Annotated in this window: 21 protein-coding genes; 18 read left to right on the top strand and 3 right to left on the bottom strand. The window is 73.6% G+C overall.

Annotated features, from left to right (window positions below; translation table 11 throughout):
• Positions 1–46: 46 nt before the first annotated feature.
• Both ACH495_RS16815 and ACH495_RS16810 read right to left on the bottom strand, forming a co-directional pair.
• On the bottom strand, positions 47–472 hold the full coding sequence (locus tag ACH495_RS16815) for a MarR family transcriptional regulator (RefSeq protein WP_343442993.1): 426 nt from the start codon (positions 470–472) through the stop codon (positions 47–49).
• Positions 473–485: 13 nt separating this feature from the next.
• Entirely contained in the window at positions 486–2198 is a 1713-nt protein-coding gene (locus ACH495_RS16810; RefSeq protein WP_396858638.1) for an alkaline phosphatase D family protein, read from the bottom strand.
• Positions 2199–2345: 147 nt separating this feature from the next.
• Between ACH495_RS16810 and ftsY the strand changes: the two genes are divergently transcribed.
• From ftsY to ACH495_RS16750, 12 genes are all read left to right on the top strand, one after another.
• The gene (ftsY, locus tag ACH495_RS16805; protein WP_396858637.1) at positions 2346–3527 is read left to right on the top strand and encodes a signal recognition particle-docking protein FtsY; all 1182 of its coding nucleotides are present in this window, start codon (positions 2346–2348) and stop codon (positions 3525–3527) included.
• Positions 3528–3535: 8 nt separating this feature from the next.
• Positions 3536–4399 carry an aminoglycoside phosphotransferase family protein gene (locus ACH495_RS16800; protein ID WP_396858636.1) on the top strand — a complete coding sequence of 288 codons (864 nt, stop codon included), beginning with the start codon at positions 3536–3538 and terminating at the stop codon, positions 4397–4399.
• Positions 4400–4563: 164 nt separating this feature from the next.
• A complete protein-coding gene (locus tag ACH495_RS16795) occupies positions 4564–5973 on the top strand; it encodes an ammonium transporter (RefSeq protein ID WP_396858635.1) in 1410 nt (469 codons plus the stop codon).
• Between the two features lie 25 nt (positions 5974–5998).
• On the top strand, positions 5999–6337 hold the full coding sequence (locus ACH495_RS16790) for a P-II family nitrogen regulator (RefSeq protein WP_013284578.1): 339 nt from the start codon (positions 5999–6001) through the stop codon (positions 6335–6337).
• Between the two features lie 17 nt (positions 6338–6354).
• Entirely contained in the window at positions 6355–8619 is a 2265-nt protein-coding gene (locus ACH495_RS16785; protein WP_396858634.1) for a [protein-PII] uridylyltransferase, read from the top strand.
• A 135-nt stretch (positions 8620–8754) separates the two neighbouring features.
• Positions 8755–9657: an ABC transporter ATP-binding protein gene (locus ACH495_RS16780; RefSeq protein ID WP_396858633.1), complete on the top strand. Its 903-nt coding sequence runs from the start codon at positions 8755–8757 to the stop codon at positions 9655–9657.
• Positions 9647–10468, top strand: a complete 822-nt coding sequence (locus tag ACH495_RS16775; RefSeq protein ID WP_396858632.1) for an ABC transporter permease — start codon at positions 9647–9649, stop codon at positions 10466–10468. Before ACH495_RS16780 ends, ACH495_RS16775 begins: the two co-directional genes overlap by 11 nt.
• Positions 10469–10487: 19 nt before the next feature.
• On the top strand, positions 10488–11615 hold the full coding sequence (locus tag ACH495_RS16770; RefSeq protein WP_396858631.1) for a sensor histidine kinase: 1128 nt from the start codon (positions 10488–10490) through the stop codon (positions 11613–11615).
• Complete coding sequence (locus tag ACH495_RS16765; RefSeq protein ID WP_396858630.1) at positions 11612–12268, top strand: response regulator; 657 nt, start codon at positions 11612–11614, stop codon at positions 12266–12268. Before ACH495_RS16770 ends, ACH495_RS16765 begins: the two co-directional genes overlap by 4 nt.
• Before the next feature lie 111 nt (positions 12269–12379).
• Positions 12380–13936, top strand: coding sequence for a signal recognition particle protein (gene ffh / locus ACH495_RS16760; protein ID WP_396858629.1), 1557 nt, complete (start codon positions 12380–12382; stop codon positions 13934–13936).
• A 70-nt stretch (positions 13937–14006) separates the two neighbouring features.
• The gene (locus ACH495_RS16755; protein WP_396858628.1) at positions 14007–14585 is read left to right on the top strand and encodes a Uma2 family endonuclease; all 579 of its coding nucleotides are present in this window, start codon (positions 14007–14009) and stop codon (positions 14583–14585) included.
• 18 nt (positions 14586–14603) lie between these two features.
• Positions 14604–15683: an amidohydrolase family protein gene (locus ACH495_RS16750; protein ID WP_396858627.1), complete on the top strand. Its 1080-nt coding sequence runs from the start codon at positions 14604–14606 to the stop codon at positions 15681–15683.
• A gap of 234 nt (positions 15684–15917) precedes the next feature.
• On the opposite strand, the gene ACH495_RS16745 is transcribed toward ACH495_RS16750, so the two are convergent.
• Complete coding sequence (locus ACH495_RS16745; RefSeq protein WP_396858626.1) at positions 15918–16493, bottom strand: TetR family transcriptional regulator; 576 nt, start codon at positions 16491–16493, stop codon at positions 15918–15920.
• A 92-nt stretch (positions 16494–16585) separates the two neighbouring features.
• Here ACH495_RS16745 and proS point away from each other — a divergent pair, with 92 nt between their 5' ends.
• The 6 genes from proS to trmD all read left to right on the top strand — a co-directional run bounded on the left by proS (position 16586) and on the right by trmD (position 21025).
• On the top strand, positions 16586–17992 hold the full coding sequence (gene proS / locus ACH495_RS16740; protein WP_396858625.1) for a proline--tRNA ligase: 1407 nt from the start codon (positions 16586–16588) through the stop codon (positions 17990–17992).
• Positions 17993–18067: 75 nt separating this feature from the next.
• The gene (locus tag ACH495_RS16735) at positions 18068–18715 is read left to right on the top strand and encodes a DUF402 domain-containing protein (protein WP_396858624.1); all 648 of its coding nucleotides are present in this window, start codon (positions 18068–18070) and stop codon (positions 18713–18715) included.
• 242 nt (positions 18716–18957) lie between these two features.
• Positions 18958–19449, top strand: coding sequence for a 30S ribosomal protein S16 (gene rpsP / locus ACH495_RS16730; RefSeq protein ID WP_396858623.1), 492 nt, complete (start codon positions 18958–18960; stop codon positions 19447–19449).
• Between the two features lies 1 nt (position 19450).
• Positions 19451–19684 carry an RNA-binding protein gene (locus ACH495_RS16725; RefSeq protein ID WP_013732101.1) on the top strand — a complete coding sequence of 78 codons (234 nt, stop codon included), beginning with the start codon at positions 19451–19453 and terminating at the stop codon, positions 19682–19684.
• Positions 19684–20223, top strand: coding sequence for a ribosome maturation factor RimM (rimM, locus tag ACH495_RS16720; RefSeq protein WP_396858622.1), 540 nt, complete (start codon positions 19684–19686; stop codon positions 20221–20223). Before ACH495_RS16725 ends, rimM begins: the two co-directional genes overlap by 1 nt.
• Before the next feature lie 13 nt (positions 20224–20236).
• Positions 20237–21025: a tRNA (guanosine(37)-N1)-methyltransferase TrmD gene (trmD, locus tag ACH495_RS16715; RefSeq protein WP_396858621.1), complete on the top strand. Its 789-nt coding sequence runs from the start codon at positions 20237–20239 to the stop codon at positions 21023–21025.
• Positions 21026–21089: the final 64 nt, after the last annotated feature.

The following is a 21089-nucleotide window of genomic DNA, read 5'->3' as shown; positions in this document are numbered from 1 at the left end:
TTGAGCAACAACCGCGCGTGGTGCGCGTCCTATTCCCCGGTGCGGCTCAGAACGTCTCGTTGAACCGGTGCATCAGCCGGGCGAACGCCGCCACGTCCTCCGCCGGCCAGTTCTCCAGCGACCGCCGGATCTGCCCGAGCCGGGCCGCCCGCGCCGCGTCGAAGCGCCGGGTGCCCTCCTCGGTGAGGCTGAGCTGGGCGGCCCGCCGGTCGGTCGGGTCCGGGTCGCGGCGGACCAGACCCAGCGTCTCCAGGCCGCCGATCTGCCGGCTCAGGGTGCCCTTGCCGATGCCCAGCTTGACGGCCAGGTCGGTGAGGCGGATCTGACCGGAGCGGCGCAGCCAGAGCAGCAGCCCGTAGGCGTTCGGCTCCAGGTTCGGGTGGACCTCGCGGGCGATCTCCCAGGACAGCGCCCGGCCGCGGCGCAGCAGCGCGGTCAACTCGTGTTCCACGGCCCGCAGCGTCTCGTCCACGGTCAGAGGGTACTCATCCCTCGTCGCTGAGCTGCTGGCGTGCCACCGGCCGCAACTCGCCCCCGCTGGTGGTGCCCTCGATCACCACGGCGGCCGACCGGCCCCGGTGGGTCAGCGTGGCCACCGCGTTGCCGAAGTAGGGTCCGGCCAGCTTCCGCCACCGCACCGGCGGCCGACGCACCCCGGCCGACCGGGCCAGCGCCCGGGTCGCCCCGGCCGGCCCCGGATTCCACCCCAGCGTCATCAGCGGGCGCATCGCGGCCGGCACCTGGTTGTGGATCGGCGAGCAGGTGAGCTGGTGCACCGGCGTCTTCACGCCGCGGTCGGCGAACCGGGCCCGGGCCACGTACGAGTGGTGCACGTCGCCGGAGAGCACGCTGATCGACGCCGGCCGCGGGTACGCCGGACCGGCGCCCACCCGGGCGCCGGTGCGCGCCGCCGTGCCGCTGCCCAGCCGGGCGAACAGCTCGCCGAGCGCCTCGAACGAGCGCCGGAACGCCGCCCAGTGCTCCAGGTCCCAGGCCCGGCGCATCTGCTCGGCGAGCCGCGCCACCCACTGCCGGTCGGAGTCGGCCAGGCGCTCGTTCCACGCCTCCACGTGGTGGATGCCCGGTGGCAGCAGCCACGGCAGGGAGGTGCCCACCACCAGGTGGTCGTAGGCGCCGTGCGCCTGGTCCAGGAACCACGACCACTCGCCCGACGGGAGCATCGCCCGGCTGCCCGGCAGCAGCACCCGGCTGGAGCGGTTGTCCAGCATGACCAGGCGGGTGCGGCCCAGGTCCAGCGCGTAGCTCCACTGGTACTGCACGGCCCGCCAGCGCTCGGTGTCGTGCGCCAGGTCGGCCTCGGTGTCCACCCGCGCGCCGAACTCGTGCAGCACGCTGGTGGCGTCCTCGGCGGCCATCACCTTCGCGTAGACCGGGTCGGCGGCGATCTCGTCCGGGCTCAGGTTGCCCAGGTGCTGGTAGACCCAGTAGGAGGCGAGGCCGCTGCGGATCCGCTCGGCCCACCAGGGCTGCTCGCGCATGTCCGCCCGCCACGACTGCGAGGTGTTCCAGTCGTCGATGACCTCGTGGTCGTCGAAGATCATCACGCTCGGCACGGTGGAGAGCAGCCAGCGGATCTCCGGATCCCGCCACGACTCCAGGTAGAGCTTCGTGTACTCGTCGAAGCTGACCACCTGGGTGGCCGGGGCGTCCTTCGGCCGCCGCCGGCGTCGCTTCAGCAGCTTGCGCACGGTCGGTGAGGTCTCGTCCGCGTAGACCTGGTCGCCGAGCAGCACCAGCAGGTCGGGCAGCGCGTTCTCCTCGGGCGCGGCCATCACCCGCCGGGCGTACGCGTCGAGCGCGTCCGGCGGCAGCTTGCGCGCGGTGGAGTGCTGGGTGGTCTCCCGGCAGGAGCCGAACACCAGGCGCACCGGCTGGTCGGCGTCGTCTGCCGCGCGGGTGCGGATCACGCTGGGCGGGAACGCGCTGTCCGGCAGCGGCCAGGCCACCTCGTCGTCGATCAGCACCTGATATTCGGTGGCGTGGTCCGGGGTGAGCCCGGTCACCACCACGATCGCATAGTGGTGGTCGTACGCGGAGAAGGTGGGCGCGCTGCCGGTGGCGCCGTCGGCCGTGCGGACGGTGACCACGGCGGGCGCGCTGGTCTCCACCCAGACCGTCGCCCGCGTGTCGACGACCCGGCGCAGGAGTGGGCCGATGAGCAGGCGGGAACCGGGCACGGCGTCTACCTCCGACAAGATCGTTTGGGCGTTCCTACCCGGCCGGCGGTTGCGGTACGCCTTCCGAACGCGAGCGTACCCGCAGGTTGTTCGCGTGCCGAGGCGGTGAGTGGGACGCCGTCGCCGGCATCTGACAGGATTTCGGGCATGAAGGAATACCTCCTCGTCGCTCTCGCCCTGCTCGGCGTGCTCATCATCGGCGGGCTGAGCCTCGTGGTGCCCCGGCTGCGCCGGCGCCCCGAGCCGCCGCTGCCGCGCACGGAGGTCGACACCCGCACCGAGGAGGAGCTGGCCGGCCCGCCGGTGGAGGCCCCGGAGGCGGAGCTGACGACCGGCGTGGTGGTCGAGGCGCCGCCGGTCGAGGCGCCCCCGGTCGAGGTGCCCGAGCCCACCGCCGGCCGGCTGGTCCGGCTGCGCTCCCGACTGTCCCGCTCCCAGAACGCGTTCGGCAAGGGCCTGCTCGGCCTGCTCAGCCGCGACCGGCTCGACGAGGACACCTGGGAGGAGATCGAGGACAGCCTGATCACCGCCGACGTCGGCGTCGACTCCACCCGGGAGATCGTCGACCGGCTGCGGGAGCGCACCCGCGTGCTCGGCACCCGCACCGTCGACGAGCTGCGCACCCTGCTCGCCACCGAGCTGGTCAACGCGCTCGACCCCGGCCTGGACCGGTCGCTGCGCACCACGCCGACCGACGGCGTCCCGGCGGTGGTGCTGGTGGTCGGCGTCAACGGCGCCGGCAAGACCACCACCTGCGGCAAGATCGCCCGGGTGCTGGTCGCGGACGGCCGCAGCGTGCTGCTCGGCGCGGCCGACACGTTCCGGGCCGCCGCCGCCGACCAGCTCGAGACCTGGGGCGGCCGGGTGGGCGCGGAGACGGTGCGCGGCCCGGAGGCCGCCGACCCGGCCAGCGTCGCGTTCGACGCGGTCAAGCGCGGCATCGAGACGGGCGTCGACACCGTGCTCATCGACACCGCCGGCCGGCTCCAGAACAAGGTCGGCCTGATGGACGAGCTGGGCAAGGTCAAGCGGGTGGTGGAGAAGCACGGCCCGATCGACGAGACGCTGCTGATCCTGGACGCCACCACCGGTCAGAACGGCCTGGAACAGGCCCGGGTCTTCACCGAGGCGGTAAACGTCACCGGCGTGGTGCTGACCAAGCTCGACGGGACGGCCAAGGGCGGCATCGTGATCGCCGTGCAGCGCAAGCTCGGCATCCCGGTCAAGCTGGTCGGGCTCGGCGAGGGCAAGGACGACCTGGCCCCGTTCGACCCGGCGCAGTTCGTCGACGCGCTGCTCGGCACCGAGCCGCCCGGCCGGGACGCGTAACCCCTCCCGTGACGACCGACGATCGCGCCTACCCGGAGTGGCGCGACCCCCACCACCCCGCGCCGCGCCTCGGGAGACCGTACGTGACTTCGCAGGAGATCCCGCTGCACGGCGGGAACGTGAGCACCGTGGTCCGCGTGGGCGACACGGTCCGGCGCAACGCCGGCCCGTGGACGCCCTCGGTGCACGCGCTGCTGCGCCACCTGGAATACGTCGGCTTCACCGGTGCGCCGCGTGCGCTCGGCATGGACGAGCGCAACCGGGAGGTGTTGTCGTACCTGGAGGGGGAGTGCGGGGAGTATCCGCTGGCCCCGCACTGGGTCACCGACGAGGCGCTGGTCACGGTGGCCACCATGTTGCGGATGTTCCACGACGCCCAGTACGGCTTCACCCCGCCGCCCGGCGCGGTCTGGCGCTCGTTCGGGCCACCTCCGCCGGACACCGAGGTCATCTGCCACCACGACGCCGCGCCGCACAACGTGATCTGGCGTCCCGACGGCACGCTCGGGCTGATCGACTTCGACCTCGCCTCGCCCGGCGCCCGCATCTACGACGTGGCGTACGCGGCCTGGACCTGGGTGCCGATCTTCTCCGACCGCGACTCGATCACGCTCGGCTGGAAGCGCCCGGACCGACCGCGCCGGCTGCGGCTGTTCGCCGACGCGTACGGGCTGATCCCGCGCGACCGGCACCGGCTCATCCGCACCATCCGCAAGCGCATCGTCGACCACGTCGAGGGCATCCGACGGATGGCCGCGGCCGGTGAGCCGGCGTTCGTCCGGATCGTGCACAAGGGCCACCTCCGCCGCCCGATCCGGGACCTGCGCCTGCTCGACTACGAGCGGCACCACCTGGAGTACGCGCTGCGCTGAGCAAGATCGGCGTTCTTCACACGCCGGAAACAACCCGTCACGCGTCGGAAATCGAGCGGTGTCGGTGAAGGAAACAGCGGCCGACCAAGCTTCCGCGCAACCGGCGTACGGGCGACGCTGCCCCGGAAGCCGCGAAGGAGGACATTCACCCTTAGGAGGCCAGCGTGCCTGAAGCACCGACGATCGACGGCGGCAACACCGTTTGGCTGCTGGTTTCGACCGCTCTCGTGCTGCTCATGACCCCCGGCCTGGCGCTGTTCTACGGCGGCCTCAACAGGTCCAAGGGCGTGCTCAACATGATGATGATGAGCTTCTCGGCCATCGGGCTCATCTCTGTTCTGTGGTGGTTCTACGGTTTCAGCGTCGCGTTCGGCAGCGACGTCAACGGGCTCTGGGGTGACCCGGGCGCCTACCTCGGCACCAAGACGTTCCTCGCCGAGACCGACCTCTGGGGCGCCACGGCGGAGAACCCCAGCGGCATCGGCATCCCGCTCTACGTGTTCATGGCGTTCCAGATGGTCTTCGCGGTGATCACCGTCGCGCTGATCAGCGGTGCCATCTCCGACCGGGCCAAGTTCTCCGGCTGGCTGCTCTTCGCGTTCGGCTGGGCCACCCTGGTCTACTTCCCGGTCGCGCACTGGGTGTGGGGCGGCGGCATCATCGGCGCCAAGCTGCACGCGCTGGACTTCGCCGGCGGCACCGCGGTGCACATCAACGCCGGTGCGGCGGCGCTCGGCGTGGCGCTGGTGCTCGGCAAGCGGGTCGGCTGGCCCCGCGAGGGCATGAAGCCGCACAACATCCCGCTGGTCGCGCTCGGCGCCGGTCTGCTCTGGTTCGGCTGGTTCGGCTTCAACGCCGGCTCCGAGCTGACCGTCGACTCGGTGGCCGGCCTGGCGTTCCTCAACACCCAGCTCGCCACCGCCGCGGCGGTGCTCGGCTGGCTGCTGGTCGAGCGGATCAAGGACGGCCGTCCGACCATGGTCGGCGCGTCCTCCGGCGCCGTCGCCGGTCTGGTCGCGATCACCCCGGCCTGCGGTTTCATCGCCCCCTGGGCGGCGGTCCTGCTCGGGCTCGTCGCCGGTGCGGTCTGCGCGCTCGCCATCAGCCTGAAGTACAAGCTCGGCTACGACGACTCGCTCGACGTGGTCGGCGTGCACTTCGTCGGCGGCTGGATCGGCTCGCTCTGGCTCGGGTTCTTCGCCACCAACTCCGTCAACAGCGCGATCGGTGACGTGGTCGGCGCGTCCGACGGCCTGTTCTACGGCGGCGGCGTCACCCAGCTCGGCCGGCAGGCGCTGGCCGGTCTGATCGTCACCGTCTGGTCGGGCGGCGTGGCCTGGCTGCTCGCCTTCGCCATCCAGAAGACGATCGGCTTCCGGGTGTCGGCCGAGGCCGAGGTCGACGGCATCGACGTCGCCGAGCATGCGGAGAGCGCGTACGACCTGTCGCCCACCACGGGCAGCAGCACGAGCGCGTTCGCCCTGGCCGGGATCGGCGGCGGCAAGCCGAGCCCGGAGCCCGCCGACGAGGCGGACCCGTCCGCCGCGCCGGTGGGCGAGAAGGTCGCCGGTTAACGTTCCTGGGATGGAGGGGTTGGACATGAAGCTGGTGACCGCGGTCATCAAGCCGTACCAGTTGGACGCGGTGAAGGAGGCCCTGCACGCGCTCGGCGTGGCCGGGCTGACCGTCAGCGAGGTTCAGGGCTACGGCCGGCAGAAGGGGCACACCGAGGTCTACCGAGGTGCGGAGTACACGGTCGAGTTCCTGCCCAAGATCCGGGTCGAGGTGCTCACCGACGAGATGGACGTCGACAAGATCGTGGACGCCATCGTCGGCGCCGCCCGGACCGGCAAGATCGGCGACGGGAAGGTCTGGGTGACCGGCGTCGAGGAGGTCGTCCGGGTGCGTACCGGCGAGCGCGGGCTCGACGCGCTCTGAGCACGGAACACGCCGACGTGACCTCGTTGACCACGGCCGCCGCCCCCACCGGGGACGGCGCGCCCGTGGTCAACGAGGTCGCCGGCGTACCCGGGGGAGTCGGCGAGGCGGCCCGCTCCGCCCGCGCGGACGCGCTCGACGCCTGGCTGCGCCGGATCTTCCCGGGCCGGCCCGGCGTCGCGCTGGTCGCGGTGGGTGGGCTCGGACGCCGCCAGTGCGCCCCCTGCGGCGACCTCGACCTGGTGCTGCTGCACGCCGGGGTGCCCGGCGTCGACGAGCTGGCCGCCGCGCTCTGGTATCCGATCTGGGACGCCGGCCTGCGGCTGGACCACTCGGTCCGCACCGTCACCGAGGCGCTCTCGGTGGCCCAGGACGACGTCAAGGTCGCGCTCGGGCTGCTCGACGCGCGGCACGTGGCCGGCGACCCGGCCCTGACCGACCAGCTCGCCCGTACCGCCACCGACCACTGGCGGCGCACCGCGATCCGGCAACTGCCCCGGCTGCGCGAGATCACCGCCGCCCGCTGGGAGGCCCACGGCGAGCTGGCGTTCCTGCTCGAAGGCGACCTCAAGGAGGCCGCCGGTGGGCTGCGCGACGTCGGCATCCTGCGCGCCATCGCCACCGCCGGCGTCACCGACGCGCTCCGGCCCGCCGTGCACGCCGCGCACCGGCGGCTGCTGGACACCCGCGACGCCCTGCACCAGCAGGTCGGCCGCCGGGTCGACCGCCTGCTCGCCCAGGAGCGCGACGGCGTGGCGAAGCTCCTCGGCGTCGACGAGGGCGACGCGCTGCTGCGGCTGACCGCCGGCGACGCGCGGACCGTCCGCCACGCGCTCGACGACGCCTGGCGCGCTGCCGACCGCCTCCGTTCCGGCCGGCAGCGCGCCGCCTCGGGCCGGCCGGTGCGCCGCCCGGTCGCCCGGGACGTCGTCGAGCAGGACGGCGAGCTGGTGCTCGCCCGGACCGCGATCGGGGCCCGCCCCGACCCCAGCCTGTCGTTGCGGGTCGCCGCCGCGGCGGCCACCACCCGGCTGCCCATCGCGCGCGCCACCTGCGAGTGGCTGGCCGCATACTGCCCGCCGCTGCCCGCGCCGTGGCCGCCGGCCGCCCGGACCGCGCTGACCACCCTGCTCGGCGCCGGCCCCGGCCTGGTGCCGGCCTGGGAGACCTGCGACCGGTACGGGCTGATCGACGGCTGGCTGCCCGAGTGGACCCGGATGCGCAGCCTGCCCCAGCACAACCCGGTGCACCGGTTCACCCTCGACCGGCACCTGGTGCAGACCGCCTACGAGGCCAGCCGGCACGCCCGCGACGTGGAACGCCCGGACCTGCTGCTGCTCGGCGCGTTCCTGCACGACGTCGGCAAGGGACTGCCAGGGGACCACTCGGTGGTCGGGGCGCCGCTGGCCGAGGCGGTGGCCGCCCGGATCGGGCTGCCCCCGGCCGAGGCGGCGCTGATCGGCACGCTGGTCCGGCTGCACCTGCTGCTGCCCGAGGTGGCCACCCGGCGGGACCTGTCCGACCCGAAGACCATCGCCGGCGTGGCCGAGCGGGTCGGCGACACCGGCACGTTGGAACTGCTGCACGCCCTGGTCCAGGCGGACGCCGCCGCCACCGGCCCGGCCGCCTGGTCCGGCTGGAAGGGCCGGTTGGTCGCGGAGCTGGTCGCCCGGGTGCGCACCACGCTGGACACCGGCGTGGTGCCCGCCCCGCCGGCCCCCGACCCGGCGCTGGTCGCCGGGCCGCTGCCGGTCGTACACCTGGGGGAGGACCGGGTGTCGGTGGCCGCGGCCGACCGGCGCGGGCTGCTCGCCACGGTGGCCGGATGCCTGGCCCTGCACCGGCTGGAGGTGATCTCCGCGGACGCCGCCACGGTGGACGGCCGGGCCCTGGTGGAGTGCCGGGTGCAGCCGCGCTACGGGCTCGCCCCCGACCCGATCGCGCTCAGCGCCGACCTGCGCCGCGCGGTGGCCGGCGACGTCTCGGTCACCCAGCGGCTGCGCGGCCGGGCACTCGCCGCGCGCAGCCGGGGCGCCGCGCCGCGTGTGGTCTGGCACCGGGAGGCGGCCACCGACGCGGTGCTGCTGGAGCTGCGCGCGGCCGACGCGGCGGGCCTGCTCTACCGGGTCGCGTGCGCGCTCGACGAGGCCGGCGCCCAGGTGCGCGCCGCCCGGATCGCCACGCTGGGCGGCGACGTGGTGGACACGTTCTACCTGGTCGGCGCCGGCCTGCCGGACGAGCAGCGGGCCCGCGTCGAGGCCGCCGTCCTCGCCGCCGTGTAAGGAAGGGCCCCCCATTAACGTTTTCGGTAGAGGCGGGGCCCCCGCTTAACACCTCGAAGCTACGCCCGCTGACGTACGCCGGGAGCCGCCGACGGGACGACGTGCCGGGGGCCGGGCGGCGGGACGCTCGGGGGCATGAACCTGCCAGTGCAGACCGAAGGGCTCACCAAACGGTACGGCGGCCTGACCGCCGTACGGAATCTCGACCTGACCGTGCGGGCCGGCGAGGTGTACGGCTTCCTCGGCCCCAACGGCGCCGGCAAGACCACCACGCTGCGCATGCTGCTCGGCCTGGTCCGGCCCAGCGCCGGCACGGTGCGGCTGCTCGGCCGCACGCCCGGGGCCGGACGGCTCACCGGCGTCGGCGCGCTGATCGAGGGGCCGGCGTTCTACCCGTACCTGTCCGGCCGGGACAACCTGCGGGTGCTGGCCCGCTACGCCGGGGTCGGCGCGGACCGGGTCGCGGCGGTGCTCGACCTGGTCGACCTCGCCGACCGGGCGGGCGACCGGTACGCCGGCTACTCGCTGGGCATGAAGCAGCGGCTCGGGGTGGCCGCCGCGCTGCTGAAGGACCCGCGCCTGCTGATCCTGGACGAGCCCACGAACGGCCTCGACCCGGCCGGCATGGCGGACATGCGGACGCTGATCCGGCGACTCGGCGCGGCCGGGTCGACGGTGCTGGTCTCCAGTCACCTGCTCGGCGAGGTCGAGCAGGTCTGCGACCGGGTCGGGGTGATCGCCCGCGGCGCGCTGGTGGCCGAGGGCGGCGTCGACGAGCTGCGCGGCGCGGCCGGGTTGCGGCTGCTCGCCGACCCGCTGGACGAGGCGGCGAGCCGCGTCCGGGACCTCGTCGGTGCGGACCGGGTCCGCGTCGTCGACGGCGGGCTGGAACTGGCGGTCGAGCCGGAGCGGGCGGCCTGGCTGAACGCCGAGCTGGTCCGCGCCGGGCTCGCCGTGCGCGAGCTGCGGCCCCGGGAGCGGGACCTGGAGCAGGTCTTCTTCGACCTGGTGGAGAGAGGAACTGCCGATGTCGCGTAGTTTCCGCGCCGAACTGGTCAAGCTGGTCCGGCGGCCGGCCGCCTGGCTGCTGCTGGCCATCACGCTGGCGCTGTCGCTGATCTTCACCTACCTCTTCCCGTACGCCGGGGCGGCCGGTGGCGCGGACGGCCCGAACACGGACCGGGCGCTGCCCGCCCTGTTCCCCGACCACCTGGTCGGCAACTCGCTCGGCGGACTGCCGGTCTTCCTCGGCGCGATCCTGCTGATCCTCGGCGTGCTCACGGTGGGCGGCGAGTACGGCTGGGGCACCTGGAAGACCGTGCTCACCCAGGGGCCCACCCGGCTCGAGGTGTACGCCGGCAAGCTGCTCGCCCTCGCGCTCGCCGCGCTGGCCGTGGTGCTCGCCGTGTTCGCGGTCGGTGCGGTGGCCGCCGTGCTCATCGCGTCCGCCGAGGCGCAGCCGGTGCGCTGGCCGTCGGCCGGTGACCTGCTCACCGGCGTCGGCGCGGGGTGGCTCGTCGCGACGATGTGGGCGATGCTCGGTGCCGTGCTCGCGGTCGCGTTGCGTGCGGTGGCGTTGCCGGTCGGCCTGGGTCTGGTGTGGATGCTCGCGGTGCAGAACCTGCTCGCCGCGATCGCCGCCCCGCTGGTCGACTGGGTGGCGACCGCCCAGCGGGGGCTGCCGGGGCCGAACGCCGGGGCGCTGGCGGCGGCGCTGGGCGCGCCCGGGGACACCCCGGGGGTGGCGGCCACCGTCGGCGGCGGGCAGGCGGCGGTGGTGGTGTCCGCGTACCTGGTGGGTTTCGCGGTGGTCGGCGCGGCGCTGCTGCGCCGACGGGACATCGGCTGAGCGGGGACGGGGAGTGGACGTGGAGCGCGGGCGCGGTGACCGGCGGCGGTGGCTCCTGGACGGGCTGCTCGCCCTGGCGCTGCTGGCGATCGGGCTGGCCGGGACCGCGCCGGCCGGCCTGAACCAGGGTGTGCACGCCGGGCCGGTCGCCTACCCGCTGGTGGTGGTGGCGGCGCTCGCGGTGGCGGTGCGCCGACGCTTTCCGCTGCCCGCCCTGACCGTGGTCGCGGCCGCGGCCACCGCGTACCTGATGCTCGGCCAGCCGTACGGCCCGATCCTGCTGTCCTTCTTCGTCGCGGTCTACGCGGTGGCCGCGCACCGGCCGGTCCGGACCGCGGCGGTGGCCGGCGCGGTCACGTTGGCGGCGCTCGTGGGTTACGTCTTCGTCGGCGTGCGCCCGCCCGGCCCGGTCGGTCTGATGCCGGTCGCCGCCTGGGTGGTGGTGCCGTTCGCGGTCGGGGTCGCCGTGCGGCTGAGCCGGGAGGCCGCCGCCCGGAGCCGGACCGACGAGGCGCGAAGGTTGGCCGACGCGGAGCGGCTGCGGGTGGCCCGGGAGGTGCACGACGTGGTGGGCCACGGGCTCGCCGCGATCCACCTCCAGGCCGAGGTCGCGCTGCACCTGCTGGCCCGCCGGCCCGAGCAGGCCGAGGCGGCGCTCACCGCGATCAGCCGGACCAGCAAGGAGGCGCTCGACGAGTTGCGGGTCACGCTCACCGTGGTCCGCCGTGAGGAGGTGACCGACGAGCGCACGCCGGTGCCGGGGCTGGCGCAGCTCGGGCACCTGCGGGAGCGGCTGGCCGGCGCCGGGGTGCCGGTCACCGTCGAGACCACCGGCGATCCGCGCCCGCTGCCGGTGGCGGTGGACCTGGCCGCCTACCGGGTGGCGCAGGAGGCGCTGACCAACGTGCTGCGCCACGCCGGTGCGGCCACCGCCGCGGTCCGCGTCGGGTACGCGCCGGGGGCGGTCACCGTCGAGGTCACCGACACCGGCCGGGGCCGGCCCGCCCCGGCGGACCGACCCACCGGCTCCGGCCTGGCCGGCATGCGCGAACGGGTCACCGCGCTCGGCGGTACGTTCGACGCCGGGCCGGCCGCGTCCGGCGGTTTCCGGGTGCACGCCATGCTGCCCACGCGGGAGGTCACATGATCCGGGTGCTGCTCGCCGACGACCAGGACCTGGTCCGGATCGGCCTGCGCGCGCTGGTGGAGAGCGAGGACGACCTGACCGTCGTCGGGGAGGCCGCGGACGGGCTCGCCGCCGTGGCGGTGGCCCGCCGGGAACGCCCGGACGTGGTGCTGATGGACGTGCGGATGCCCGGTGTGGACGGCATCGAGGCCACCCGCCGCATCGTCGGCGACCCGGCGCTGGCGGGCACCCGGGTGGTGGTGCTGACCACGTTCGAGCTGGACGAGTACGTCTTCGACGCGCTCCGGCACGGCGCCAGCGGCTTCCTCACCAAGGACACCCGCCCGGTGGAGCTGCTGCGGGCGATCCGCCTGGTCGCCGAGGGCGAGGCGCTGCTGTCCCCGTCGGTGACCCGCCGGGTGGTCCGGGAGTTCGCCACCCGACCGGTCCGGGTGCCGCGCCCGCATCCCCGGCTCGACGCGCTGACCGACCGGGAACGTGAGGTGGTGGGGCTGGTCGGCGAGGGGCTGAGCAACGCCGAGATCGCCGAGCGGTTGGTGGTCAGCCCGGCGACCGCGCGTACCCACGTCAGCCGGGCCATGGTGAAGCTGGGCGCCCGGGACCGCGCCCAGTTGGTGGTCTTCGCGTACCAGTCGGGCCTGGTCGTCTCCTGACCCTGCGGCCGGGTCGGAGCGGGGGTGCGGGCGGCGGGCTACCCTAACGGTGGGCTGGACAGCCGGCCCGGCCGCACTGTGCCCGCCGATGACGACAAACGGGATGTTCGCGTGTTTGACACCTTGAGTGACCGCCTGTCCGGGATCTTCACCAAGCTCCGTGGCAAGGGCCGGCTCACCGACGCCGACATCGACGCCACCGCCCGCGAGATCCGGATGGCGTTGCTGGAGGCCGACGTCGCCCTGCCGGTGGTCAAGGGCTTCATCGCGAACGTCAAGGAGCGGGCCCGCGGGTCCGAGGTCTCCGAGGCGCTCAACCCGGCCCAGCAGATCATCAAGATCGTCAACGAGGAGCTGATCAACGTCCTCGGTGGCGAGGGGCGTCGGCTCCAGTTCGCCAAGAACCCGCCGACGGTGATCATGCTGGCCGGCCTCCAGGGCTCCGGCAAGACCACGCTCGCCGGCAAGCTGGCCCGCTGGCTCAAGGGCCAGGGCCACCAGCCGCTGCTGGTCGCCGCCGACCTCCAGCGCCCGAACGCCGTCGGGCAGCTCCAGGTGCTCGGCGGTCGGGCCGGCGTCGAGGTGTACGCCCCGGCGCCCGGCAACGGCGTCGGCGACCCGGTGCAGGTGGCCCGCGACTCGATCGAGCACGCCCGGCGCGCCGCCCGCGACATCGTCATCGTGGACACCGCCGGCCGGCTCGGCATCGACGCGGAGATGATGCGGCAGGCCGCCGACATCCGCGACGCGGTCCAGCCGGACGAGGTCATCTTCGTCATCGACGCCATGGTCGGCCAGGACGCGGTCCGCACCGCCGAGGCGTTCCGCGACGGCGTCGGCATCACCGGCGTGGTCCTCTCCAAGCTCGACGGTGACGCCCGCGGTGGCGCCGCGCTCTCCGTCCGGGAGGTCACCGGCCAGCCGATCCTGTTCGCCTCCACCGGCGAGAAGCTGGAGGACTTCGACGTCTTCCACCCCGACCGGATGGCCAGCCGCATCCTCGGCATGGGCGACGTCCTCACGCTGATCGAGCAGGCCGAGGCGGCCTTCGACTCCGATCAGAAGGAGAAGATGACCGCCAAGCTGATGGGCGGGGAGACCTTCACGCTGGAGGACTTCCTCGATCAGCTCATCGCGGTCCGGCGGATGGGACCGATCGCCAACGTGCTGGCCATGATGCCCGGCATGGGGCAGATGAAGGACCAGATCGCCGAGCTGGACGACAAGCACTTCGACCGCGTCACCGCGATCATCCGGTCGATGACGCCGGCCGAGCGCACCAACCCGAAGATCATCAACGGCTCCCGTCGGGCCCGCATCGCCGGCGGTTCCGGCGTCACCGTGATGGACGTCAACCAGCTGCTCAACCGCTTCGCCGACGCGCAGAAGATGATGAAGCAGATGGGCGGCATGATGGGCCTGCCCGGCGGTGGCCGGCGCAAGGCGACCAAGTCGCCGAAGAACAAGCGCAAGGGCACGAAGGGCGGCGGCGGTCGGCCGCGTACCGGTGCCGGGATGCCGGGCGGCTTCCCCGGCGGCATGCCGCAGCTCCCGCCGGGCCTGGACCCGGGTGACCTGGCCGGCGGCCAGGGCCTGCCCCCGGGCTTCAAGCTGCCGAAGATCGACTTCAACAAGCTGGGCAAGGGCGGGGACAAGGGCCCACGCTGACGCGTGTCGGTGACGGTGGGCGACGTCATCCTCTCCTAGGGTGATGTCGCCCCCGTGGAAGGAGATGTCAATGACCGCGGCCCCGATCCTGCCGGAGCGGCACGAGTGGACGGTCGACGACCTGGGCGACCTGCCCAAGGACCTTCCGTACGAACTGATCAACGGAAGGTTGATCGTGCCGTCGCCCACCCTGTTGCACCAGGACATGTGTGTCGAGTTGCTGCTCGCGCTTCGCGTCAACTGCCCGAAGGAGTACCAGGTCGGGATAGACCTGTCGATGCGGGTCGACCATCGGAACGAGCCCCGGCCGGACGTCGTCGCGGTGCTGCGGGGTAACGCCAACCGAAGCCCGCTGCCGGTCGAGGACGCGCTGCTCGCCGTCGAGGTCATCTCACCGACGTCCACCTTCCGCGACATGTACGACAAGGCCAAGGTCTACGCCCGCGCGGGTGTCCGCTCCTACTGGGTGCTCGACCCGATCAAGGAGAAGATCACGCTGACCGAGCACGTGCTCGGTGCCACCGGCGACTACGAACAGGTCGGCCAGACCGAGGACCTGTTCGTCACCGAGCGTCCGTGGAAGGTCTCGGTCGACCTGCCGGCGCTGACCGCGCGCCGCAACGACCTGCTGGCCGGCGAGGACGCGTGATCGGGTAGGACTGAGCACATGGCTCTGCATGTGCGCGGTGTGTTCCTTCCCGACGACGAGGTCCGGGATGTCTGGCTGGTCGGCGACCGGGTCACCTTCGAACCGGTGCCCGGCGCGGAGACGGTGGCCGACGGCGGCTTCGTGCTGCCGGGCCTGACCGACGCGCACTGCCACATCGGCATCGCCCGCGGCGGCGCGCCGATCACCTCGCTCGACCAGGCCCGGGAGTTGGCCCGGATCGACCGGGACGCCGGCGTGCTGGCGATCCGCGACGCCGGCTCGCCCTACCCGTACCCCGAGTTGGAGGATGAGCCGGAGCTGCCGCGACTGGCCCGCGCCGGCCGGCACGTCGCGCCGCCGAAGCGCTACCTGCGCGACATCGGCGTCGAGGTCGACGCCACGGAGGTGGCCGCGACAGTGGCGGCGCAGGCCGCCGCCGGCAACGGCTGGGTCAAGCTGGTCGGCGACTGGATCGACAGGGGCGTGGGCGACCTGGCGCCGGCCTGGGACGCCGACACGATGACCGCTGCGGTCGCCGCCGCGCACGCCGCCGGGGTACGCGCCGCGGTGCACACGTTCGCCGAGTCGGCAGTGGAGATCATGGTGCGGGCCGGGGTGGACTCGGTGGAGCACGGCACCGGGCTGAGCCTCGACCTGATCGACCTGATGGCCCGGCAGGGCACCGCGCTGGTCCCCACGATGATCAACATCCGGACGTTCGGCCACATCGCGGAGCAGGCCCGACCCAAGTTCCCCGGGTACGCCGACCACATGCTCGCCCTGCGCGACCGCTTCCCCGAGGTGGTGCGCGCCGCGCACGAGGCCGGCGTGCCGATCTACGTGGGCACCGACGCGGGCGGCGGCATCGACCACGGGCTCGCGGCCGAGGAGATGCTGCTGCTGCACGAGCAGGCCGGCATGTCCGCCGAGGACGTGCTGGCCGCCGCCTCCTGGCGGGCCCGGGAGTGGCTCGGCTTCCCCGGCCTGGTCGAGGGCGGCCTCGCCGACCTGGTGGTCTATCCCGAGGACCCGCGCTGCGACCTGCGCGTCGTCCGGTCGCCCCGCCGGATCGTGCTGCGGGGTCGCGTGATCCGCTGACGCCCCATCCGCCAGCGCGCGTCCGCCCCGTTCCCCCCGTCCCCCCGTCCCCCCGTCCGTCCGCCCGCCCGTCGGCGTGGCTGCTGTTTCACGGAAAGAGTGCTCATTTCGCATCGAATGGCCACGCTTTCCGTGAATTAGGGCCCGGCGCGGGGGTGGGCGTGGCCCGGCGCGGCGCGGCGCGGCGTGGGGGTGGCGTGGCGCGGGGGTGGGTGGGGTGGGGGTGGGGGTGGGTCAGTGTGGGGTGGTGGCGGACAGGAAGAGGTTCACGGCCAGGTCGGCCAGCTTGCCGGCGGTCTCGTCCACCGGCGCCCCGGGCAGCACGATGTGGCTCACCACCAGGCGCACGACGCTGTCCGCCGCGAACGCCAGGGCCGCCGGGTCGGCGTCGGGCAGGTGGCACCCGGCCCACTCCAGCAGCGCCGCGGTCGACTCGGTGAGCACCAGCTCGGAGCGGGTCGTCAGGTAGGGCAGCAGCTCGTCCGAGCCGCCCCGCGCGCTGGTCAGGATCGCCTTGACCAGCGGATTGTCGGCGGCTGCGGCGAGCGTCCGGCGGATCGCCGCGTACGCGGCCGCGCGCACGTCGGCGCCGTGCTCGCCGAGCGCGGCCCGGACCTCGCCGACGAAGCGGTCCACCTCGCGTCGGGCCAGCGCCTCGGCCAGGCCGGCCTTGGTGCCGAACTCGTTGTAGACCGTCTGCCGGCTGACGCCGGCGGCGCGCGCGACCGCGCCCATCCGTACGCCGTCCCAGCCGCAGGCCACGGTCTGCGCCCGGGCGGCCTCCACGATCGCGTCCCGTGCCTCACCCATCGCCGTCGAAGTCTACGGGTCGTCGGGGCGACACGGCGCGGGCCGGCTCCCCGGCGCAGCGGCGGCCCACGCGGCGCATAGGATGTGCGGTCATGGCACGCGTGCTCACTCCCCGTGCGGAGGACTTTCCCCGCTGGTACCAGGACCTGATCGCCAAGGCGAAGCTGGCCGACAACGGCCCGGTTCGGGGCACCATGGTCATCCGACCGGCCGGCTACGCCATCTGGGAGCGGATGCAGGCCGAGATGGACGCCCGGATCAAGGCGGCCGGCGCGGAGAACGCGTACTTCCCGCTCTTCATCCCGGAGAGCTACCTCAAGCGCGAGGCGGAGCACGTCGAGGGCTTCTCGCCGGAGCTCGCAGTGGTCACCCACGGTGGTGGCAAGCAGCTCGCCGAGCCGGTGGTGGTGCGTCCCACCAGCGAGACGGTGATCGGCGAGTTCATGGCCAAGTGGATCGACTCGTACCGGGACCTGCCGCTGCTGCTCAACCAGTGGGCGAACGTGGTCCGCTGGGAGCTGCGGCCCCGGATCTTCCTGCGCACCAGCGAGTTCCTCTGGCAGGAGGGGCACACCGCGCACGCCACCCGGGAGGACGCCCGGGCCTACGCCCGGCGCATCCTGCACGAGGCGTACGAGGATCTGATGGTCAACGTGCTGGGCATCCCGGTGGTGGTCGGCCTGAAGACCGCCCGGGAGCGCTTCGCCGGCGCCACCGCCACGTACACGTGCGAGGGCATGATGGGCGACGGCAAGGCGCTCCAGCTGGGCACCAGCCACGAGCTGGGCCAGAACTTCGCCAAGGCGTTCGACATCAGCTACTCGTCGGCCGAGGGCGGCCGGGAGCACGCCTGGACCACCTCCTGGGGCACCTCGACCCGGATGCTCGGCGGTCTGATCATGTGCCACGGCGACGACAACGGGCTGCGGGTGCCGCCGAAGCTGGCGCCGGTCCAGGCGTACGTGATGGTCGTCAAGGACGGCGAGGGCGTCGGCGAGGCGGCGGCCAAGCTGCGCGACGCGCTGCGCGACGCCGGGGTCCGGGTGGCGCTGGACGACCGCACCGACACCGCGTTCGGCCGCCGCGCCGTCGACGCCGAGCTGCGCGGCTACCCGGTCCGCGTCGAGGTCGGCCCGCGTGACCTGGCCGCCGGCAACGCGGTGGTGGTCCGGCGTACGGACGGCTCGAAGGCCCCCACGCCGGTGGCCGACGTGGTCGGCGCGGTGCTTGCCGCGCTGGAGGCCGACCAGCGGGCGCTGCACGACCAGGCGCTGGAGTTCCGCCGCTCGCGCACCGTCGAGGTGTCGACGCTGGCCGAGGCGATCGAGGCGTCCGCGACCGGCTGGGCCATGGTGCCGTGGTCGGCGGTCGGCGTGCCCGGTGAGGCGGAGGCGAACGCGCAGGGCGTCACGGTGCGCTGCCTGCTCCGCGCCGACGGTTCGGTGCCCGACACCGAGGACGAGCCCGACCTGGTGGCCATCCTCGCCCGCGCCTACTGAGGTGTAAGGAGGGGCCCCCGCTTAACGCATTCGGTAGAGGCGGGGGCCCCGCTTAACGAGCCGGGGAGGGTGAGCGTGCGGTTCGAACCGGGGCGGCTGGTCCTGCACCGCAACGTGCGGCACGGACGGATCGGGTGGGTACGGACGGCCCGCGTGGTCGCCGACGACGAGCGGGGCCTGCTGCTCTGGGTGCCCCGCGACGCGCCGGTGGCACACGAGGTGACCGCCGCCGGCCTGAACATGCGCGCGGTGCCGTTCGCCGAGTGGATCACGTCGTCGTACCGGCTGGCGCGCGGCCGGTGGAACGGCCCGCCGGTGCTGAAGTTCCTGCCCGCCGGCGCCGACCACTCCGTGTGGTGGTTCTCCGACGAGCGGGGCCGGTTCCAGAACTGGTACGTCAACCTGGAGGAGTCCGGGGTCCGCTGGGACGACGGCGCGGTGGCCGGGGTCGACATGGTGGACCAGGACCTCGACGTGGTGATCCACCCGGACCTGACCTGGGAGTGGAAGGACGAGGACGAGTTCGCCGAGCGGCTCGCCTTCCCGGAGCACTACTGGGTGACCGACGAGAAGGCGGTGCGCGCCGAGGGGGAACGGGTGATCCGGATCGCCGAGGCGGGCGAGTTCCCGTTCGACGGGACGTGGCACGACTTCACGCCGCCCGCGGAATGGGACGTTCCGGACGAGCTGCCACCCGGCTGGGACCGTCCGCCGGTGCGCTGACCGGGTGTCCTTCGTCACCGTCGGGTCGATAGGCAGCGCTCGGCCCGGGTCCGGTGCGAGCGCTCCGGGCCGGATCTGGCAGAATGGACCGCTGGTATCCGGCACGCGTCAGGCGCCCTCTAACCCGGGCGCGTCGCCAGTTCACCGAGCAGTCTCCGGCCCAAACCCCACTGTGCCGGTCGGCGCTCACCCGCCACACCGCCCGTACGGGCCGGTGAGATCGCAACAGGAGCGAAACAACTGTGGCCGTAAAGATCCGGCTCCTGCGGATGGGCAAGATCCGCAACCCGCAGTACCGCATCGTCGTCGCCGACTCGCGCACCAAGCGTGACGGTCGCGCGATCGAGTTCGTCGGTGTGTACCAGCCGAAGGAGGACCCTTCGGTGATCGAGGTCCGGTCGGAGCGGGTCCAGTACTGGCTCTCCGTCGGCGCGCAGCCGAGCGAGGCCGTGCAGCGCCTGCTGGAGCTGACCGGTGACTGGCAGAAGTTCAAGGGCCTGCCGGCCCCGCCGCCGCTGAAGGTCGCCCCGGAGCGGGCCGACCGCAAGGCGGCGTACGAGGCCGAGGCGAAGGCCGCCGCCGGCGTGGCGGACACCCCCACCAAGCCGGCCAAGAAGGCCGCCAAGGCGGGGGCCCCGAAGACGGAGGCCGCGAAGCCCGAGGCCGAGGCGCCGAAGGCGGAGGAGCCGAAGGCCGAGGCGCAGACCGGCGCCGAGTCCGGCGAGCAGGCCTGACATGGCGCTGCGTCCCGCCCTGGAGCACCTGGTCAAGGGGATCGTCGACCACCCGGACGACGTCCGGGTGCGGATGGTCGATTCCCGTCGGGGCAAGCGGCTCGAGGTCCGCGTGCACCCGGAGGATCTCGGCACGGTGATCGGGCGGTCCGGACGGACCGCCAAGGCGCTGCGCCAGGTGATCGGCTCCATCGGCGGACGTGGGGTACGCGTCGACATCGTCGACTCGTACTGATGCTTCTCGTCGTCGGCCGGATCGGCAAACCGCACGGCATCCGTGGTGAGGTCACCGTGGAGGTGCGGACCGATGAGCCCGAAGCACGGTTCGCCCCCGGTTCGGTACTGGTTACCGAGCCGGGGGTGGTGCCGGCCGAGCCCGGCGCCTGGCGGGTGCCGCCGACGCTGACCGTCGAGTCGGCGCGCTGGCACCAGGGCCGCCTGCTGGTCGTGTTCGCCGGCGTCCTGGGTCGCGACGTCGCCGAGGCGCTGCGCAACACGCTGGTCGGCGTGGACAGCGCCGACGTCGCCGAGCCGGCGGACCCGGAGGAGTTCCACGACCACCAGTTGGTCGGGCTCGCCGTGGTCACCCGGGACGGGGAGCAGCTCGGCGAGGTGGACCGCATCGACCACGCCCCCGCCTCCGACCTGTTGGTGGTGCGGCGCCCGGCGGGAACTCCCGTACTCGTTCCGTTCGTCAAGGCGATCGTGCCCGAGGTGGATCTCGCCGGCGGTCGCGTCGTCGTCGACCTGCCCGGCGGTTTGCTCGACCTCTAGCTGGAGCCACCGCATGCGCGTCGACATCGTGTCGATCTTCCCGGAGTACTTCGCCCCGCTGGACCTGTCGTTGATCGGCAAGGCCCGGGCGAGCGGGCTGCTGCGGCTGGCCGTACACGATCTGCGGACCTGGACCCACGACGTGCACCGCACGGTGGACGACACGCCCTACGGCGGCGGCCCCGGCATGGTGATGCGGCCGGAGCCGTGGGGTGAGGCGCTGGACGCGCTGGCCCCCGACGAGCTGAGCCCGGACGGCCACACGCTGCCCCGGCTGCTCGTCCCGTCGCCGGCCGGCGTCCCGTTCACCCAGGCGATGGCGCACGAGCTGGCCACCGAGTCGCACCTCCTCTTCGCGTGCGGCCGGTACGAGGGCATCGACCAGCGGGTGCTCGACCACGCGACGACCCGGATGCCGGTGACCGAGGTCTCGCTCGGCGACTACGTGCTCTTCGGCGGCGAGGTGGCCGTGCTGGTCATCCTGGAGGCGGTCACCCGGCTGCTGCCCGGGGTGCTCGGCAACGCCGGCTCGCTGGACGAGGAGTCGCACGCGCACGGGCTGCTGGAGGCCCCGCTCTACACGAAGCCGGCGAGCTGGCGTGACCTCGACGTGCCGGAGGTGCTCCGCTCCGGCGACCACGCCCGGATCGCCCGCTGGCGACGCGACGAGGCGTTGCGGCGCACCGCGGCCCGCCGCCCCGACCTGGTCGGCGCGCTGCCCCCGGAGAGCCTGGACCGGCGGGACCGGGCGGCGCTGGACCGGGGTGGGTTTTCCGCGCCGCCGGAGCATGTGGCAAAGTAGGGGGGTTGCCGCATCCGCCCACGCCGTGGGGGGCTGCGAGGACCCTCGACCGGGGTCGGCGTCG

The sequence above is a fragment of the Micromonospora sp. NPDC018662 genome, assembly GCF_044391475.1.
Taxonomy (GTDB): domain Bacteria; phylum Actinomycetota; class Actinomycetes; order Mycobacteriales; family Micromonosporaceae; genus Micromonospora.
This window is presented reverse-complemented; position numbering and strand designations above follow the sequence as displayed.

Coding starts and splice junctions, on each gene's coding strand:
- proS (WP_396858625.1), top strand. CDS start 16,586: ATGGCACGCGTGCTCACTCCCCGTGCGGAGGACTTTCCCCGCTGGTAC.
- ftsY (WP_396858637.1), top strand. CDS start 2,346: ATGAAGGAATACCTCCTCGTCGCTCTCGCCCTGCTCGGCGTGCTCATC.
- ACH495_RS16725 (WP_013732101.1), top strand. CDS start 19,451: ATGGCGCTGCGTCCCGCCCTGGAGCACCTGGTCAAGGGGATCGTCGAC.
- ACH495_RS16745 (WP_396858626.1), bottom strand. CDS start 16,493: ATGGGTGAGGCACGGGACGCGATCGTGGAGGCCGCCCGGGCGCAGACC.
- ACH495_RS16775 (WP_396858632.1), top strand. CDS start 9,647: ATGTCGCGTAGTTTCCGCGCCGAACTGGTCAAGCTGGTCCGGCGGCCG.
- ACH495_RS16755 (WP_396858628.1), top strand. CDS start 14,007: ATGACCGCGGCCCCGATCCTGCCGGAGCGGCACGAGTGGACGGTCGAC.
- rimM (WP_396858622.1), top strand. CDS start 19,684: ATGCTTCTCGTCGTCGGCCGGATCGGCAAACCGCACGGCATCCGTGGT.
- ACH495_RS16765 (WP_396858630.1), top strand. CDS start 11,612: ATGATCCGGGTGCTGCTCGCCGACGACCAGGACCTGGTCCGGATCGGC.
- ACH495_RS16750 (WP_396858627.1), top strand. CDS start 14,604: ATGGCTCTGCATGTGCGCGGTGTGTTCCTTCCCGACGACGAGGTCCGG.
- ACH495_RS16780 (WP_396858633.1), top strand. CDS start 8,755: ATGAACCTGCCAGTGCAGACCGAAGGGCTCACCAAACGGTACGGCGGC.
- ACH495_RS16790 (WP_013284578.1), top strand. CDS start 5,999: ATGAAGCTGGTGACCGCGGTCATCAAGCCGTACCAGTTGGACGCGGTG.
- trmD (WP_396858621.1), top strand. CDS start 20,237: ATGCGCGTCGACATCGTGTCGATCTTCCCGGAGTACTTCGCCCCGCTG.